Raw genomic sequence first — 15,697 nt, forward strand, 5'->3', positions numbered from 1 at the left:
GAATGGCGGAAACGTCAAGCAAAAAGTCGATACAGTGTAGCGAAGTTATATGACGCCAGAACAATGCAAAATGGCCCGTGCTGGACTAGGCCTAGGTGTGAGAGAACTTGCTGCTCTGGCAGAAGTATCCACAAATACCATTACCCGCCTTGAGCGCGGAGAAACTTTATACCCGCGTACAGTGGAAGCCATCCGCTCCGCCCTAGAAACCGCAGGCGTCCAGTTCATCCCAGAAAACGGCGGAGGAGCTGGGGTAAGGCTGCTCACTATTCCCCAGAATTCCAAAAAAGAATTTTAGAGAGGACTTTAAAAATGGCAAAGCCACGAGTTTTTGTGAGTTCTACTTACTACGATCTTAAATTTTTACGATCCTCCCTAGATGTATTTATTAATTCTTTAGGATTCGAAACAGTATTATCTGAAAAAGGTGATATTCCTTATTCTCCTTTCATACCGCTCGATGAATCATGTTACGATGAAGCACTGAGTTGTGACATCTTCGTTCTCATTATTGGAGGAAGGTATGGCTCAAAAACAAGCGACACCAAAGAAAACCAGATTTACGAATCATACAAAAGCATAACAAAAAAAGAATTTGAAACAGCAAATTCAAAAGGAATCCCTTGCTTTATACTGATAGAAAATGGAGTTTATTCAGAATTTCAAACTTACAGAAAGAATAAAGAGTTAAAAATTAATTATGCTCATGTTGATTCTATAAATGTTTTTAAATTTATTGATGAAATATTTCAACTCAAGAAAAATAATCCTGTGTTTCCCTTTAGTGGTCCACAAGAAGTTTATGCATGGTTACGCGATCAATGGAGCGGAATCTTTCGAGATCTACTACAGAAAAAAGTTAAAAACTCAGAAATGATTGAACTGCAATACGAGGTTGAAAATTTAAGAACTATAACAGACTCTTTAAAAAATTACTTAGAAGTAATAGTATCAAAAATGGAACAAGGAGACAGTATAATCCAAAAAGAAAATGAAAAAATTAAGAAAGAAAATATAATTAATTCTCTTATGAAAAATTCATTATTCAAGGTTTTAGTCGATAAGTTCTCTACAGATGACGAAAATGAAAAAAATCATAATGAAATTTTAGATGAGGTAATTGATGACATTAAAAACATACAATCAAAACAAGAATTTAGAATTTTCATGGAAGAAGTTTTTACCAATATGGATAAAGAGAAATTTAAAACACTGTTCGATTATTTTATAAACGACCTAAATGAATGCAGGAGAATTTTATCACTTCCGAATATAATTTAATTGATATGAGAGGCTATTACGCCCGCCACCACCAGACCAACATACGGGCCCGCTCTAGAATATCCGGCTGCTGGTTCCATGCCTTCATGCCGATAACCACCACCGCCCCTGTATCCCGTATGGCAGCCACTTCATGACGTCGCCTGGACATAGCCTTGTCAGCAGTTATCAGGACTACCTTGCTGATAGGATTGGCAAGAGTATGGAGCAGATCCACGTCCTTTGTGCCAGCCAGACCAAGGTGCCGCACTGAAACCGCCTCATGCCCATCCATGGCAGCAAGTGGCTCCACTACCCGCGCCAGAACAGGCGGGTGGTTTTCATCCAGGATAAACTTCAAGCCGCCAGTCGCTTGTGCATCCGGAGCTCAAACTCCGCTGCCTGTTCCACAGCTTCCGCCGGCACTTCCCACAGCGCAGCCACACGCTCCACGTTGCCGCCCTCAGCTCGGAGGGCATCCGCCAGGATCTCGGTAGGCACGCCGGTCTCATCATCAATCGGCCGACCAAACCGGCGCTGAGGATCCAGAACAACACGCGGCTGGTCAGCACTCGGCCGCCACAGATTCGCAATGCCCTCCGCCCCATCAAAGGTGACAGATTTACGGAAGCTCCGCTCAAGAACCTGAAGCATCGCTCCGTTACCGTCTGTCAGATCCACAAGCCGTCGGTCTCCGGTTGCCTCCGCCGTTTCCATCCAGATTGCCTTGCCGTCCGTATGGAAACGCCGCACCGCAAAAGGATGATCCGTATTGAGAACACGGCGAGCCGTATCTTGCATGCTCCGGATGGATTGCAGACTCACGCCTTGGCCCCGAAGCTATAACAGGAACAGGACTTCAATCAGGTTAATGAAGCTGAGCGCGTCCTGCCCATCCTCGGCCGCAAGCTCCGGTATGAGCACCGGCTCAGACCCGTTCCCATACACCCAGGAACGCAGACGTGCAGAAGGTACCTTCAGCAGCCGCGCTGCTTCAGGGACGGTATAAACGCCTCGGCCTAAAATGTTGCTTCCGTCTGGCATGGTATCCTTTGCGGAGGCCGCAGGGGAGCTCAAAAAGCCCTATCTAACCGCCTAACCAACAGTGGGTATGGGTTTGTATAGATCATGGACCGATTGGCCCTGGCAAGAAAAACGAATCCAGATTGCACGCAATTTACCGTCGCAATGGCACCACGTTACTGACAGGAGGTTCGATTCCTGCTTTTTCCGCCACCTTGAGCACGTAAGCCGCCCAACCATCCAACGCCGCCGCGCGTTCCGCTAGGTAATCATGGCGCTGATAGATGGCGGCCACGCCTTTGATGGCACCCTCTACATGGTTCAGCACCTTATCCGCTATATGGTGCCCAACGCCCAGCCGCGCCATGACGGTAGTACCCGTGCGCCCTGGATCGTGAAGGAGTATAATTTCCCTGCCAGATGCTATGACCATAATGGCGTAAGGCCTCGGCCTGATACGATTATGTGAACATAGGGGAAATAGCACCTCATGCAGTTCTGGTGGGTAAACCATAAGCAGACATATAAACAGGAGGTCGGAAACGGGTATATCTGGTCTCCCAAAACGCTTTCAAACGGTCGCAAGAACCATTTTTATGAAACCATGCGGAGGGTGCTGCCGGGCGATATCGTGTTCTCCTACGCCTCCGGCCAAATTCGCCAGGTAGGCGTTATCACCCGCCCTGCAGCAAGCAGCCCGCGGCCGGTCGAGTTTGGCACTACAGGCCAGCAATGGGATGATAATGGATGGATGGTGCCGGTTGATTGGCACACTCTGCCTACCCCTTTCGTACCCAAAGATAATCTGGCCGCGTTAACGCCACTTCTTCCAGAAAAGTACTCCCCCTTTTCGGCCGAAACTGGCCGCGGAAATCAAGGCGCTTATCTTGCTGGTGTCTCGGAGGGGCTTGGCCGGTATGTGTTCGGCAGCCAACCTGGCACGTGGGGGCAGGATTTCCTGAAATTGGCGCGGGGATCTGGTGATGATGATGGGGCCCTACGCATTTTAGACGATGCCATCAGCCAGACCATTCAGGAAGATGTGGCGCTTAGCCAGACGGAACGCCAAGCCCAGGTCCAGGCGCGACGCGGGCAAGGGAAATTCAGGACCAACGTAGAAGCAATAGAAACAGGTTGCCGGATAAGCGGGATCACAGACCCACGACACCTAACCGCCAGCCATATCAAGCCTTGGCGCGTATGCGAGACGGGCACGGAACGGATAGACGGCCACAATGGCTTCCTGCTGTGCCCCAATATCGACCACCTATTTGACCGGGGCTATATCTCCTTCAGCGATGAAGGAACCGTGTTAGTGGCAGCCCAAATAGACCGCACGCAACTTGCACTATTAGGGTGCCAGGAAGGGCAACAGGTAGATGGACGGCCGTTTACAGAGCAGCAGAAGGCATATCTAGCCTACCATCGCGCTAATGTGTTATTGCCTGATTAAACAGAACAAAAAAAGAAAGAAAAAAAATGAATTACGAAAAAATTGTTTCAAACATAGCACGGATTTCCGTATTATTTTCCTTCTCACTTTTAGTCATGGTTGCAGAGATATATCCAAATTACAATTTAGCCCAGTTTGATAGTAATCAATATAATTGTATCTTATCATCTGTTGCTCATCACTACCTTTCTCGTGCAATCCAAATTGGCATAGCTGCGGCTGCTTTAGGAGCTATTGGGTTTGTATTTGCACCTACAGATAGTAGGCCGGACCCCGTTAGTCGGTCTCGTAAACTATCCTATGGTGTAGCCATTGCTTTTGTTGTGTGTGCTGGCTTGGTAAACGCTATGGCTATCATGACAATGGCAGATTTTCTGGACCATTCCGCACAAACTTCAATTTCCAGAATGTCTGAACCGATGGACCATTATGTATGTAAATGGCCGACGAATGACAAATAGATCATATAGGGCAACAATAGCCGGCTAATCCGGAGACTAAAAACACGAGTGGGCCATAATAAGCAGGGCAATGAGGGTCTTCAGGAGACTTAATGCCAGCCAGAGCCAGCAGAGAAGGGCCAGCAAGAGTGAGCACTGCCCAGCATGTGCCGGGCATGGTATAGGCGCGCTCAGCCATTACCGTCTCTTAGTGCGAGCGGTTATGATTAGGCCAAATGTGGGAGGGTCCAAACTCCCCATTTGGCCGCAAATTGCATTGCCCTATTATCCGAACATAGTTACGATAATTCCGCAATGGAAAAATCGTATCAGGGTTCGGATTTTGTTAGCTATTCAATGTAAAATGGCCCGTGCAGCTATCGGCTGGGGAGTGCGTGATCTAGCAAAAGAGGCTGGCGTTTCACCTGATACTATCGCCCGTCTTGAAAGAGGCGAGGAACTGAAAGCCAGCACGATAAAAGCCATTCGTTCCGCCTTAGAAGCTGCTGGGGTTCAGTTTATTCCTGAAAATGGTGGTGGGGCGGGTGTTAGACTGCGAAGCAAGGAAGAAAACTATGAATAAAATCATTGAGTTTGAAACAAGAACAATTGCAGACTTTGATCGTTTGTATCTGGAATTAAATAAAATAGATAAAGATGCTTGGAATTATGCATCACCCGCAAAAAATTCAAGAGGAGATACATTAATAGATGTTGATGATAACTCCGTATATTATGATAAGTTCATAAAGTTAAAAGCTAAATTTTAATTTATGGACCTCCTCAGATGTGAGGAGGGGGCCAATCAATCGGAAAGCATCCCTCAAAAAGCTATTCAGTTTTTCTTGTTTATCAATAGAATATCTCAGGGACTTCTAGATAGTTTATCTGAAGACATTGCCAATCTATCATAGCCGATAATTTGTATCATTTTTGATGTTAAAGTAAGTGGGGGAAAAGATGTCAGATGAAGTGGAAAAATCACGCCGGTTAGCCAGTATTGCTTTTGAAGGTGAAGTTGTTGGTTTGAAAAGAAAAAAACAAGATGGCGATACAATAGAAGATTTAATGGGTGAATTTGAAGCCATTTCTCAAGTAGATGATATGGGGAATGAATATTGGTTTGCCCGTGATCTTCAGGTTGTTCTTGGTTATACAAAATGGGATAATTTTGTTACAGTTATTTCCCGTGCGAAAGATGCATGCACTCAAGCTGGTCACGGGTGGGAAGATCATTTTCCCGGCGTCGGGAAAATGATCCCGCTAGGTAAAGGGGCAGAGCGGGAAATTGAGGATATCGTTTTAAGTCGCTATGCTTGTTATCTAATTGCGCAAAATGCAGATCCCCGAAAAAAGCAGGTAGCGTTTGCTCAAACTTATTTCGCTATCCAGACACGCCGACAAGAAGTGCAGGATCAAGAGGCGCAAGAGTATCAGCCTCTATCTGAAGATGAGCGCCGCGTTCTGCTTAGGAATGAGATCAAGACTCATAATAAGCACTTAGCGAGTGCGGCTAAAAATGCAGGGGTTAAAGAGGGACTAGACTATGCAATCTTCCAGACGGAAGGTTACAAAGGTTTATATGGAGGTCTGGACGTTCCGGGTATCCGGCGTAAAAAAGGACTGACTTCCCGGCAGCCGATTCTTGACCATATGGGAAGCACAGAACTGGCGGCTAACTTGTTTAGAGCGACTCAAACAGAAGAAAAATTAAGGCGTGAAGGGGTTCGTGGTAAGAGGGCAGCGAACCAAGCCCACTATGATGTAGGCGCCAAGGTCAGGCAGACGATTAAAGACATTGGTGGTGATATGCCGGAAACTTTGCCTGCGGAAGAAGATGTAAAAAAAATTGGCCGTCGACTTCAGAAAGCAATTAAGCAATCTACAAAAGATGGCGAATAGTTCAGTCAAAGCTTTCATTAGGTTTGCTGCTCTCTAGCCGGATTGGCAGATCAGCGTCTCTAGGGGCCTCTGTAAATTTGCAGAGGCCCTTTTTCTTTACCTCCGCAGAAGCACGACATTTCCTGCCGTGGGTTCGATTCCCGCCGCGGAAGTCACACTCAGCACATGCCCGGCCCAAGCATCCAAAGCCGCAGCCCGTTCCTTCAGGAACTCATGCCGCTGATACACAGCGGCTACGCCGCTTATGGCTCCCTCTGTATGGTTCAGCACCTTATCAGCCACATGGGGGCCAATGCCTAAGCGGGCCATTGTGGTTACGCCAGTGCGCCGCAGGTCATGCAGCCGCCATCCGCTTACGGGCAGGGCGGAGGGCTTCTTTCCCGCGTTTTTTTGCTCTCTATCCCCGTTTTCTGCCCACTGCTCCTGCGCCATTAGGGCCACAAGACGTTCCTTGCCATCCGAAAAGCCGGATATGGGTGTTCTGCCCGTATTGGTGAACACAAGCGGAGATATGGCCCCGGTTTTGCTGTCTGTCTGCCGGTGCAGGGAGGCCAGAACCTGCCGGGCTGGCTCGGACAGGTGAACAATATGCTCTTTGCCGTTTTTGGTGCGGCCGGCCGGAATGGTCCATGTGGTCAGGTCAGGCGTGATTTCGTCCCATCTCATGCCAGCAACCTCACTCCGGCGCTGGAGCGTGAGAACCAGCAGCCGGAAGAATGGGCCAAAAGCGTAGGGCATCTGGCAGGCGGCTCGCCATACCGCGCCCAATTCAGCATCGGTCAGCACCCGGTCACGGGAGACTTCGCGGCCTTCTATTACCACATTGGTAAACGGGTTTTCCTCAACCAACTGCCGTTTAACGGCCCAGCCGTACATGGCACGGCCATATGCCTGTAGGCGGCGGGCCGTGGTGGGGTGTTTTTCCGCGACTTCATCCAGCCGGTTCTGCACCTCAGCCACGGTCAGGGCATGGGCAGGGCGGTCCAGCATGTCCGCAAAATTGAAGCGCAGGCGGCGTGGAGCCTCCGTGCTGTGGCTTTCGCTGCTGTCTCGGAGGGCGTTGCTGGCCCAGCGTTCCGTGAGCACCTGAAAAGTGAGGGCATTAACAGCGGCCTGTTTGGCTTCCTCAATCGCCTGTTGCTGGAAAGCGTGTGCGGCTGCTTTTTTGTCCCCGGCAGGGTCGCCCCCGGCCAGAACCTTCCCGCGTGCTGCTTCTGCCAGTTTGCGGGCTTGAGCCAAGGTTAATTCGCCATACTGCCCAAATATCAGACGCCGGGGCTTACCGGCAAAGCGGTAGTTAAACAGAAAAGTTTTGCTGCCCGTGGCGTTCACCCGAATGGCAAAGCCTTTTACCTCGCTATCCGTGAACATGACATCCCGCTTTCCCGGCGGGCAGGTGAGGGCGTCTATTCCCGGCTTGGTAAACTTCATGCCACGGCTCCTATACACCTTATACACCTCACAGAACCGTGAGGTGTATAGTCTGGAGCGGCGAAAAACCCAATAAAATCAGTAATATATCTATGTGTTATACACCTATACACCTTATACACCCTGTTTTGGTGTATCCCCCGCTGCCATTTTCCCATCATCACCCCCTGACCGAGTTTTCCGGAGTCAATCCGGAGTCATTTGGAATAGTAATCCGTGCATCTTCATGCGTCACGCTGCGCGAAGCCACCCTCTAGTCACTAGGAAATATAAGGGGTTTTGCGTCTCTATGCATTTCCGTGCGTCTTGAGTGTACATTGGCTGCACTGTCTCTTAATCAGCGGGTCCAAGGTTCGAGCCCTTGTGCGCCCACCAATTTTTTCAAAAAATCAGGTGGTTTAAAGACTTTAGGGTCATTCATCCTTATGGCGTTCTAGAGTCATCTGAACGCTGCTTTTAGGTTCGTAGGGTAGTTTCTACCTACACCGATACCGGCTCTTGGGGGCCAGTCGTTCCTCACAATCCTTTATTTTGCGTAGATATAGCTTTTCTCGGCAATTTCGCAGGTATGATTTACCTTTGGCGCGGTCCGGGTGGCATGGTCGCTAGAGACTTTAGACCATCCCTAAAGCGTAAAAATAGACCAGCCAGAACCTGCATCGGCGGGAGGCTAATTGAGCGTCTGGTTCGTTTTGGGTTGATGGACATTCAAAAGCTGCTCGTTGATCTCTTGGCGCTTTTAGACCTTAAATTTTCTATGCTTTCACCCAAGATAGCAGGCAGAAAACGCAGATCATACCCGCAGGATAACGGGAGAGTTCTGCCTGTAGTCGGCCGGTGTGCCGTTTTGGTATGTGGAACCAAAGAGTGCGTGACGTCCTTTAGCTGGTATCAACGCCGCCCAAAGTGTCTCCGGCATAGGCTGTCTGCCAAGGCAGGTAAGTAAGGTCGGGCGGGGTCTTCATACCTGTTGGAGGAAGGAGCTCATCTTATGATTACCGTGCATCATCTGGATAATTCCCGTTCACAGCGGGTTTTGTGGCTGCTGGAAGAACTGGAACTTCCCTATGACATCCAGTTTTACAAGCGTGACCCTAAAACCATGATGGCCCCAAAATCTCTGCAGGCCATTCACCCACTGGGCAAGTCTCCAGTAATAACTGACACGGACGGGAACGTGACGCTGGCAGAAAGCGGGGCGATTATGGAATATCTTATCAATAAATACGGCAATGGCCGACTGGCTCCAGCGCGCGACACTCCCGAATATGTTCGCTTCATATACTGGCTGCATTATGCAGAAGGATCAGCCATGCCTCCGCTATTGCTCAAACTGATATTCGGGATGCTGCCAAAACAGGCTCCTTTGCCTTTTCGTCCTTTTGCTTTCCTGATTTCAAAAGGAGCACAGACGGGGTTCATAAATCCACAGGTCAAACTGCATATGGATTATTGGGAACGTAGGCTGTCGGAAAGCGAATGGTTTGCAGGGAGTGATTTTACCGCAGCAGATATTCAGATGAGCTTCCCTCTTGAAGCGGCGGCGGCACGTGCGGGGGCAACGGATAATCGGCCGCATGTCAGAGCATTCCTGCGCTGTATTCATGGCCGTCCAGCCTATCAGCGCGCTCTGCAGCGCGGTGGGGCATATGTTTACGCCAGTGAGGGCCGCACCTCCTCATCCTGAGTTATGAGGGGACATGTGTTCTCATGCTATGAGTATGACCGTACAGGCGGAAAGAATCGCCCTGATATATTTGTGGAATACGGAGTGGGAACGAATTTCTGGATGAGGCAAAAACCTCACTCTGCTCAAAAAATAGATAGGGTAACAAAGGACAGAACCATCACTCATGGTCGGCTAAGTCTAAAATCCGACCATCAGGGGTTTACACAACGGTTTTCTATCCCTCTTGAGTCGAGGTCTTGTATGCCTATCCTTTTTCAGACTAAAAATTGAGTATTCTTTTTTAAGAGAAGCATGATCTGTTTTGTCTGGGTTTTCAGAAAAAATGACGTCTGTGTCTCAAGGGGATCTGTTTCCTCTTGCGCTTGATCTACCGGAGGTTGACCCTACGCTATGGCAGAAACTGGCGCGCTCTGCGTTTCGGCAGCAGTTTCATTTAAATACATCTGATCGGGCATATTTGGAAAAAAAGGGGCTGACGGCTGTTCTGGAGCATGGAGCCGATTTTATTGCGAAACGGCTTGCTCCTGCTGAACCAGAGAAAGACGGTCGGCAAACACCGTGGAAGGGGCACCCAGTCTTTGTGGCTCAACATGCTACGGGAACATGTTGCAGGTCTTGCCTTGAAAAATGGCATCATTTTACCAAAGGGCTACCGTTAACCTTTGATCAGCAAATCTATATTCTGGCGGTTATAGGGGCATGGCTGGAACGGGAAGAAAAAATGCCCGTAAGTGTGGAAGAAAATGCTCCCGTCAGGCTTTACAAGCGAAAATACCGCCGCAACCTGTAGCCCTGTAGCCCTGTAGCCCTGTAGCCCTGTAGCCCTGTAGCCCTGTAGCCCTGTAGCCCTGTAGCCCTGTAGCCCTGTAGCCCTGTAGCCCTGTAGCCCTGTAGCCCTGTAGCCCTTTTAAGGGGCTGTGGTATGGCGATCCATCAGGAGAGTGGTGACGGCATTTTTAAAGGGTGTGAAGGCATCTGCCAGCCGAAGCCCGGTTTCCCGAAGATGTCGGAAAGGGGCTCCATCATGCGTGTAAAGTGTCGCAATCCCGTTGGTACCTGCAAAGAGCGGAGCGGTTGCCAGACGGTGCTTCTGTTCAAAACGGCGTAGTCCCTGTGCCAGACCAGCATCCCCGTTTGTAGAGACGTTGCGAGTGACTTCCTGAGAGAGAATTTCCTGTCCGCGTAGACCCAGATTGAAGCCGTGGGCTGTAATGGGGTGCATTCCCACAGCAGCATCTCCTACAAGGGCGAGACGGCGTGCTGTGAAGCGATGCGCATAGACTCCTTTCAGGGGATAGGCATGGCGGGTGCTGACAAGCCGCATTGTGCCCAGACGGTTGCCAATGCGCTTCATGATTTCTGCATTGAAAGCATCACGTGGGGCTTCCAGAAGGCGTTTAATATCATCTGGTGGCAGGGTGAGCACCAGAGAGGATGCCATGCCATTGACCGGCAGGAGGGCGACGGTCTGGCCTTCATCAAACCACTGCGTGGCAATGTTGTGATGAGGAGAATCATGCGCCATGCGACACACCAGCATGGTGCGCTTGAAATCATGAATAATGGCGCCAATTCCGGCACGCCGACGAGTTGGGGAGAAGCGTCCATCAGCCCCTACAACCAGTTGCGCCTGCAGTTGCCCTTTTGAATGATGCACCACGGCCTGCGCGGGATTTTGCCGGACGGTTTCAACCGTAACGCCATCAAGCAATGTAATTCCGGGGCGGGTAGCCGCAGCAGCGTACAGCGCGCGACGGATGTGATTGTTTGAAACCAGCCACCCTAGAGCATCCACCCCTCGGCCATGCGTATCAAACGTAAGGGGATGGCGAAACTTTCCTGTTTCTACACGCGCTTCCCGAAGCGGGCAGATTGCGGAGTGGGGAATATGATTCCACGCTCCGTTTTCCTGCAAAATGCGGACAGAATGATGTGTAAGGGCAATTTCCCGACCATCGAAGGACGGTTCTTCCCACACGGTTGCTGGTGCACGTTCCAGAACAGTGACGGAAAGCCCAACGCTTTCAAGAGAAAGTGCCGTGGCAAGCCCAACAGGGCCTCCACCAATAATGGCAACATCAGTCTGCTCTGCAGTCTGCATGGTGATCAGTCCTTATCTGCCGCAAAAGTAACAGGGGTGCCGGTCCAGTAGGCTGTAAAATCCGCTGGGTCTGGCCTGCGGGGAGAAATCGGTTTGCCAGAAGGTGTGCCGATAAAAAGGAAACCAGCCAGTTTATGTGGCGCAGGGAAACCGAGTTCAGCGGCAAGAACCGGATCATCCACCACATCGCCGGAAACCCACACACCCCCAAAGCCGGTAGCGTGTAGGGCGTTCAACACGTTCATGGTAGCGGCAGCAACTGCCATTTCCTGCTCCCATAACGGGATTTTGTGTTCCGGCCGGAGATGCATGCCCAAGGCAAGGATCATGGGCATGGTTGAAAACCGCTGCCGACGCTTGGTAATTTTTGCGTCAGGAACATCAGCATCAATGCGTTGCATGCTGGCGATGATCCGTTCCGCCATAAGCGGTCTGGCCTCTCCTTCAATGACAACGTAGCGCCAGGGCCGGAGTTTACCATGATCTGGCGCACGCATGGCTGCCGCCAGAATGTCAGAAAGCTGTGCTGCTGAGGGCGCAGGTTCCGCCAGATGGTCTGTGGAGGCTCGGCTGAGAAGCATTTCCATGGGGGTCATGATCGGAAACTCCAGCTTGGGGAACGGATATTTGGTTTTAATCAGACAGGAAAAGGCGGAAGGGCTTTGCCCCCAAGCAGATGCAGATGGAAGTGCGGTACTTCCTGCCCTGCATTCTGTCCTGCATTGGTGATAACACGATATCCGCTTTCTTCCAGTTTCAGGTCAGCGGCAATCTGCCCTGTGGACTGCATGACAGCGGCAATTTCATCAGCGCTGGCATTTTTGCTGAAATCAATAAAAGAGACGTACGGTTTTTTGGGAATGATGATGACATGCACGGGTGCTTTGGGTGCAATATCATGAAACGCCAGCACCCAGTCGTTTTCAAAAACCTTCTTGCATGGAATATCACCACGCAGAATTTTTGCGAAAATATTGTCCGGATTGTAGGGACCTGTTCCGTTAACAGCCATCACTTATCCTTTTTTGCAAAAGTTTCTTTAGGACGAGCTGCTTTTTCAGCAATACCGCTTACACCCTCACGGCGGCGCAGTTCAGCCCAGACTTCCTCCGGGGTAACGCCTGCATCAACCCACAGAACAACAAGGTGGTAAAGTACATCAGCACTTTCTCCAACAAGAAGGTCCTTGCGGCCTGCTACGGCTTCAATCAGACATTCAACGGCCTCTTCACCAAATTTCTGCGCAATCTTGTACGTGCCACGAGAGAGCAGACGTGCGGAGTGGCTAACGGAAGGATCTGTGTCTTTCCGGCTGAGAACCACATCATACAGTCGGTCCAGAACAGTCTTGTCAGCAGGTTCGTTCAGAAGATCATCCTGCACGATCTCTGCTTTGGTTTCCGCCTGTTTTGCTGAAGCAGCCTTTTTGGACTGACCTTTGCCAGTAGCCTTTGAAGCGGTTTTGGCGCTGGGTTTGGTGCTGACTTTCTTGATCATGCGCGTAGGTTTGCCTGAAAAGGGGAGGGAGAAGGACGAACCGGCAGTCCGGCTTCAGCCAGCGCCGTTTTAACCTGGGAAACCGTAAACTGGCCAAAATGGAAGACGCTGGCAGCCAGAAGCCCTGTGGCGCCAGCCTGAGCGCCTTCCACAAAATGTTCAAGCGCGCCAACGCCGCCAGAAGCGACAATTGGCAGGCGGACGGCCTGTGTGGCGGCTTTCAGAAGGTCAAGATCAAACCCGGAGCGTGTGCCATCACGGTCCATGGAGGTGAGCAGAATTTCTCCCGCCCCACGTTCAGCCACTTCCTTGCACCACTCTATCGCGTCACGCCCGGTGGGGGTACGGCCCCCATGGGTATAAACTTCCCATTTGCCGGGAGCGGACTGCCGGGCGTCAATGGCCACAACGACGCATTGGCTGCCAAACTTGCGGGCGGCTTCATTGATCAGTTCGGGGCGGGACACTGCGGCGGAGTTCATGGCGCATTTGTCTGCACCAGCCAGAAGCAGGCGGCGCATGTCTTCTGTGGCGCGCACACCGCCACCTACCGTCAACGGCAGGAAAATCCGCTCTGCAGTGCGGCTGACCACGTCCAGAATCGTGTCACGGTTTTCGTGGCTGGCGGTGATGTCCAGAAAAGTCAGTTCGTCAGCGCCAGCGGCATCATACAGTGCCGCCTGTTCAACCGGGTCCCCCGCATCGCGCAGGGAGACAAAATTGACGCCTTTGACAACGCGTCCGTTTTTGACATCCAGGCAGGGAATAACGCGCAGTTTGAGCATCAGGCCAGAACCTTGAGCGCTTCTGCGGGAGAAACACGGCCATCATACAGAGCACGGCCTACAATCACGCCCTCAATACCGGGAGCCTGATCGGCGGCTTTGCGCAGGGCTGCCAAATGGTCGATCGAGCCAACACCGCCGCTGGCGATAACGGGAATGGTGACCGTATTGGCCAGAGCAACCGTCTGTTCCAGATCAAGACCTTCCAGCATGCCGTCCCGGCTGATCTCCGTGAAAATAATGGCGGCAACGCCTGCTTCCTGCATGCGCAGCGCCAGTTCCGTGGCCTGCATGTCTGAAACTTCTGCCCAGCCTTCCGTGGCGACGTGGCCGGAACGGGCATCAATACCCGCCACAATGCGGCCCGGAAAGGCGCGGCATGCTTCGCGCACCAGCGCCGGATTTTTCACAGCGACCGAACCAAGAATAACGCGCGTGACGCCAGCTTCCAGCCAGGAGGCAATGGCCTTCATGTCACGCAGTCCCCCGCCAAGCTGCATGGGGACGGTTGATGCTTCCAGAATGGCCCGTACGGCAGGCACGTTGGCGGACTGCCCTGCAAAAGCGCCGTTCAGATCAACGGCATGCAGCCATTTGAACCCGGCATTACACCAGGCACGAGCCTGTGCTGCGGGATCATCTGAATAAACGGTGGCATCTTCCATCTCGCCCCGGCGCAGGCGTACGCAGGCGCCATCTTTCAGATCAATGGCGGGGTAAAGCGTCAAAGGGCGGGAATAGGAGGATGTATATTCGGCGGGAGCAACGTCTGCCTGGGTCATGCGGGGTGCTTCTGCTGTTGCGGGACGGGCGTTATCAAGAAGTTTGGTAAAGAACAGGCCAGATACGGTCTGATCGCCAATGCGGGCATAGTGTGGATGGGTACCCCACTGTTCAAAACCCGCCTTACGGAACAGATCAATGGCGGCGGTCTGGGTTTCTGGCACATCCACGTTCAGCACACGGTAGCCCATGCTGCGGGCGGCGTTTTCCACCTCCTGCAACAGGAGGGTGCCTAGCCCCTGTTTCCGGGCATAAGGCGCAACAAACAGGTGCATCAGCGTGACGCACATGGCCTGAGCCTCGTTATTGCGGGCGGCGCGGACCAGTTGCGCACAGCCGACAATCACGCCATCCAGCCGCACGGCAAACAGCATGCGTTCGGGCACCAGAAGCAGCCCTTTGAAATAGCGCGCCAGAACCTGCCGTCCCTGCGGCTGTATCCAGCCAAAACCGCCACCGTCCAGAATGGCGGCATCTACGGCTTCACACAGGGCCTGAAGATCATCTTCATCCAGTTTAAGGATACGTTGAACGGGTTTTTTCCGAGACATCAGACCGCCCAGCGTGTTTCAGGCTGCCAAGCCAGAAAATTGGCCAGAATCCGCAGCCCGACGGTCTGGCTTTTTTCAACATGGAACTGCGTGCCCGCCACATTGCCGTTGCAGACAAAGGCGGGCACGGCCCCTCCGTAATCCGTGGTGGCGATCAAGGTCTCCGGCACGGCTCCCTGCAAGGCATAGGAATGCACAAAATAACCGTGCGGAGCGGTGCCCAGTCCTTCCGTCAAGGGGTGGGGCTGGGTGAGGTTGAGTTCATTCCAGCCCATCTGTGGCAGCCGCAGGCCGGGGGCCTCCATGGGCGCAATGTCTCCCTTTATCCAGCCAAAGCCGGGGGTGACGCCGTGTTCCAGCCCGCGCTCGGCCATAAGCTGCATGCCCACGCAGATACCTAGAAAAGGCGTGCCGTTGCGTGTGGCGGTGAGCAGCGCATCCTTCAGGCCCGGCTGCGTATCCAAACCTTGCGCGCAATCCGCAAAGGCCCCCTGACCGGGCAGGATGATACGGTCGGCCTCCAGCACTGCGGAGGGTGAATTGGTAATGGTAACTGTGGCCGCAATGCCAGAGAGTTCGGCCGCGCGTGCTGCTGCGCGTGCTGCGGAAGCCAGATTGCCGCCTTCATAATCAATAACGGCAATGGAGAGAGACTGGGTCATGGGACCTCGCACTTATGGTCCTGTTTGGAAAACGGGCTGGCATACCCCGGAGGGACAGCGCCCGCTGGATCATTCTGAAACAGGCTGAGCAGGCAGCCACGGCGTGGCGCCTGACCCGG

21 protein-coding genes are annotated in these 15,697 nt (G+C 52.0%); 9 read left to right on the forward strand and 12 right to left on the reverse strand.

Annotated elements, in window-relative coordinates:
- Positions 1-70 precede the first annotated feature (70 nt).
- Both QWU00_RS07620 and QWU00_RS07625 read left to right on the forward strand, forming a co-directional pair.
- Positions 71-298 (forward strand): helix-turn-helix domain-containing protein, encoded by a 228-nt coding sequence (locus QWU00_RS07620; protein WP_197056309.1) that lies wholly within the window; start codon positions 71-73, stop codon positions 296-298.
- Between the two features lie 14 nt (positions 299-312).
- Entirely contained in the window at positions 313-1,281 is a 969-nt protein-coding gene (locus tag QWU00_RS07625; RefSeq protein WP_052051228.1) for a DUF4062 domain-containing protein, read from the forward strand.
- 16 nt (positions 1,282-1,297) lie between these two features.
- Here QWU00_RS07625 and QWU00_RS07630 read toward each other — a convergent pair whose 3' ends face one another.
- From QWU00_RS07630 to QWU00_RS07645, 4 genes are all read right to left on the reverse strand, one after another.
- The gene (locus QWU00_RS07630; RefSeq protein ID WP_035378772.1) at positions 1,298-1,621 is read right to left on the reverse strand and encodes a DUF5615 family PIN-like protein; all 324 of its coding nucleotides are present in this window, start codon (positions 1,619-1,621) and stop codon (positions 1,298-1,300) included.
- Complete coding sequence (locus tag QWU00_RS07635) at positions 1,618-2,061, reverse strand: DUF433 domain-containing protein (protein ID WP_231551639.1); 444 nt, start codon at positions 2,059-2,061, stop codon at positions 1,618-1,620. The genes QWU00_RS07630 and QWU00_RS07635 overlap by 4 nt, the downstream gene beginning before the upstream one ends.
- Before the next feature lie 39 nt (positions 2,062-2,100).
- Positions 2,101-2,304: a hypothetical protein gene (locus tag QWU00_RS07640; protein WP_231551638.1), complete on the reverse strand. Its 204-nt coding sequence runs from the start codon at positions 2,302-2,304 to the stop codon at positions 2,101-2,103.
- Between the two features lie 133 nt (positions 2,305-2,437).
- Positions 2,438-2,650, reverse strand: a complete 213-nt coding sequence (locus tag QWU00_RS07645) for a site-specific integrase (RefSeq protein WP_392388309.1) — start codon at positions 2,648-2,650, stop codon at positions 2,438-2,440.
- 123 nt (positions 2,651-2,773) lie between these two features.
- Here QWU00_RS07645 and QWU00_RS07650 point away from each other — a divergent pair, with 123 nt between their 5' ends.
- From QWU00_RS07650 to dinD, 5 genes are all read left to right on the forward strand, one after another.
- Positions 2,774-3,736 (forward strand): HNH endonuclease, encoded by a 963-nt coding sequence (locus QWU00_RS07650; RefSeq protein ID WP_035379110.1) that lies wholly within the window; start codon positions 2,774-2,776, stop codon positions 3,734-3,736.
- Between the two features lie 26 nt (positions 3,737-3,762).
- Positions 3,763-4,197 (forward strand): hypothetical protein, encoded by a 435-nt coding sequence (locus QWU00_RS07655; protein ID WP_150395711.1) that lies wholly within the window; start codon positions 3,763-3,765, stop codon positions 4,195-4,197.
- Between the two features lie 322 nt (positions 4,198-4,519).
- Entirely contained in the window at positions 4,520-4,759 is a 240-nt protein-coding gene (locus QWU00_RS07660) for a helix-turn-helix domain-containing protein (RefSeq protein WP_369424758.1), read from the forward strand.
- Positions 4,752-4,946: a hypothetical protein gene (locus QWU00_RS07665; RefSeq protein WP_035381517.1), complete on the forward strand. Its 195-nt coding sequence runs from the start codon at positions 4,752-4,754 to the stop codon at positions 4,944-4,946. The genes QWU00_RS07660 and QWU00_RS07665 overlap by 8 nt, the downstream gene beginning before the upstream one ends.
- Positions 4,947-5,136: 190 nt before the next feature.
- Positions 5,137-6,078, forward strand: a complete 942-nt coding sequence (dinD, locus tag QWU00_RS07670) for a DNA damage-inducible protein D (RefSeq protein WP_202980526.1) — start codon at positions 5,137-5,139, stop codon at positions 6,076-6,078.
- 96 nt (positions 6,079-6,174) lie between these two features.
- Here the strand turns inward: dinD and QWU00_RS07675 are convergent, their stop codons facing one another.
- Positions 6,175-7,509 (reverse strand): tyrosine-type recombinase/integrase, encoded by a 1,335-nt coding sequence (locus tag QWU00_RS07675; protein WP_035381519.1) that lies wholly within the window; start codon positions 7,507-7,509, stop codon positions 6,175-6,177.
- Positions 7,510-8,500: 991 nt separating this feature from the next.
- On the opposite strand from QWU00_RS07675, the gene QWU00_RS07680 reads away from it, so the two are divergent.
- The gene (locus QWU00_RS07680; protein WP_035381521.1) at positions 8,501-9,196 is read left to right on the forward strand and encodes a glutathione S-transferase; all 696 of its coding nucleotides are present in this window, start codon (positions 8,501-8,503) and stop codon (positions 9,194-9,196) included.
- A gap of 334 nt (positions 9,197-9,530) precedes the next feature.
- Entirely contained in the window at positions 9,531-9,989 is a 459-nt protein-coding gene (locus QWU00_RS07685) for a DUF4186 domain-containing protein (RefSeq protein ID WP_045541838.1), read from the forward strand.
- A gap of 117 nt (positions 9,990-10,106) precedes the next feature.
- Here the strand turns inward: QWU00_RS07685 and ubiM are convergent, their stop codons facing one another.
- From ubiM to hisH, 7 genes are read right to left on the reverse strand one after another with little or no spacing between them, the layout of a single operon-like run.
- The gene (ubiM, locus tag QWU00_RS07690; RefSeq protein ID WP_035382514.1) at positions 10,107-11,300 is read right to left on the reverse strand and encodes a 5-demethoxyubiquinol-8 5-hydroxylase UbiM; all 1,194 of its coding nucleotides are present in this window, start codon (positions 11,298-11,300) and stop codon (positions 10,107-10,109) included.
- Positions 11,301-11,305: 5 nt separating this feature from the next.
- Complete coding sequence (locus tag QWU00_RS07695) at positions 11,306-11,896, reverse strand: nitroreductase family protein (RefSeq protein ID WP_035382522.1); 591 nt, start codon at positions 11,894-11,896, stop codon at positions 11,306-11,308.
- Between the two features lie 41 nt (positions 11,897-11,937).
- Positions 11,938-12,312: a histidine triad nucleotide-binding protein gene (locus QWU00_RS07700; protein WP_035382524.1), complete on the reverse strand. Its 375-nt coding sequence runs from the start codon at positions 12,310-12,312 to the stop codon at positions 11,938-11,940.
- Complete coding sequence (locus tag QWU00_RS07705) at positions 12,312-12,797, reverse strand: phosphoribosyl-ATP diphosphatase (protein WP_035382526.1); 486 nt, start codon at positions 12,795-12,797, stop codon at positions 12,312-12,314. The genes QWU00_RS07700 and QWU00_RS07705 overlap by 1 nt, the downstream gene beginning before the upstream one ends.
- Positions 12,794-13,582 carry an imidazole glycerol phosphate synthase subunit HisF gene (gene hisF, locus QWU00_RS07710; RefSeq protein ID WP_035382528.1) on the reverse strand — a complete coding sequence of 263 codons (789 nt, stop codon included), beginning with the start codon at positions 13,580-13,582 and terminating at the stop codon, positions 12,794-12,796. Before hisF ends, QWU00_RS07705 begins: the two co-directional genes overlap by 4 nt.
- Complete coding sequence (gene hisA / locus QWU00_RS07715) at positions 13,582-14,916, reverse strand: 1-(5-phosphoribosyl)-5-[(5-phosphoribosylamino)methylideneamino]imidazole-4-carboxamide isomerase (protein ID WP_035382530.1); 1,335 nt, start codon at positions 14,914-14,916, stop codon at positions 13,582-13,584. The genes hisF and hisA overlap by 1 nt, the downstream gene beginning before the upstream one ends.
- The gene (gene hisH, locus QWU00_RS07720; protein WP_035382532.1) at positions 14,916-15,578 is read right to left on the reverse strand and encodes an imidazole glycerol phosphate synthase subunit HisH; all 663 of its coding nucleotides are present in this window, start codon (positions 15,576-15,578) and stop codon (positions 14,916-14,918) included. Before hisH ends, hisA begins: the two co-directional genes overlap by 1 nt.
- Positions 15,579-15,697: the final 119 nt, after the last annotated feature.

The sequence above is a fragment of the Acetobacter tropicalis genome, from assembly GCF_030644465.1.
GTDB classification, from domain to species: Bacteria; Pseudomonadota; Alphaproteobacteria; order Acetobacterales; family Acetobacteraceae; genus Acetobacter; species Acetobacter tropicalis.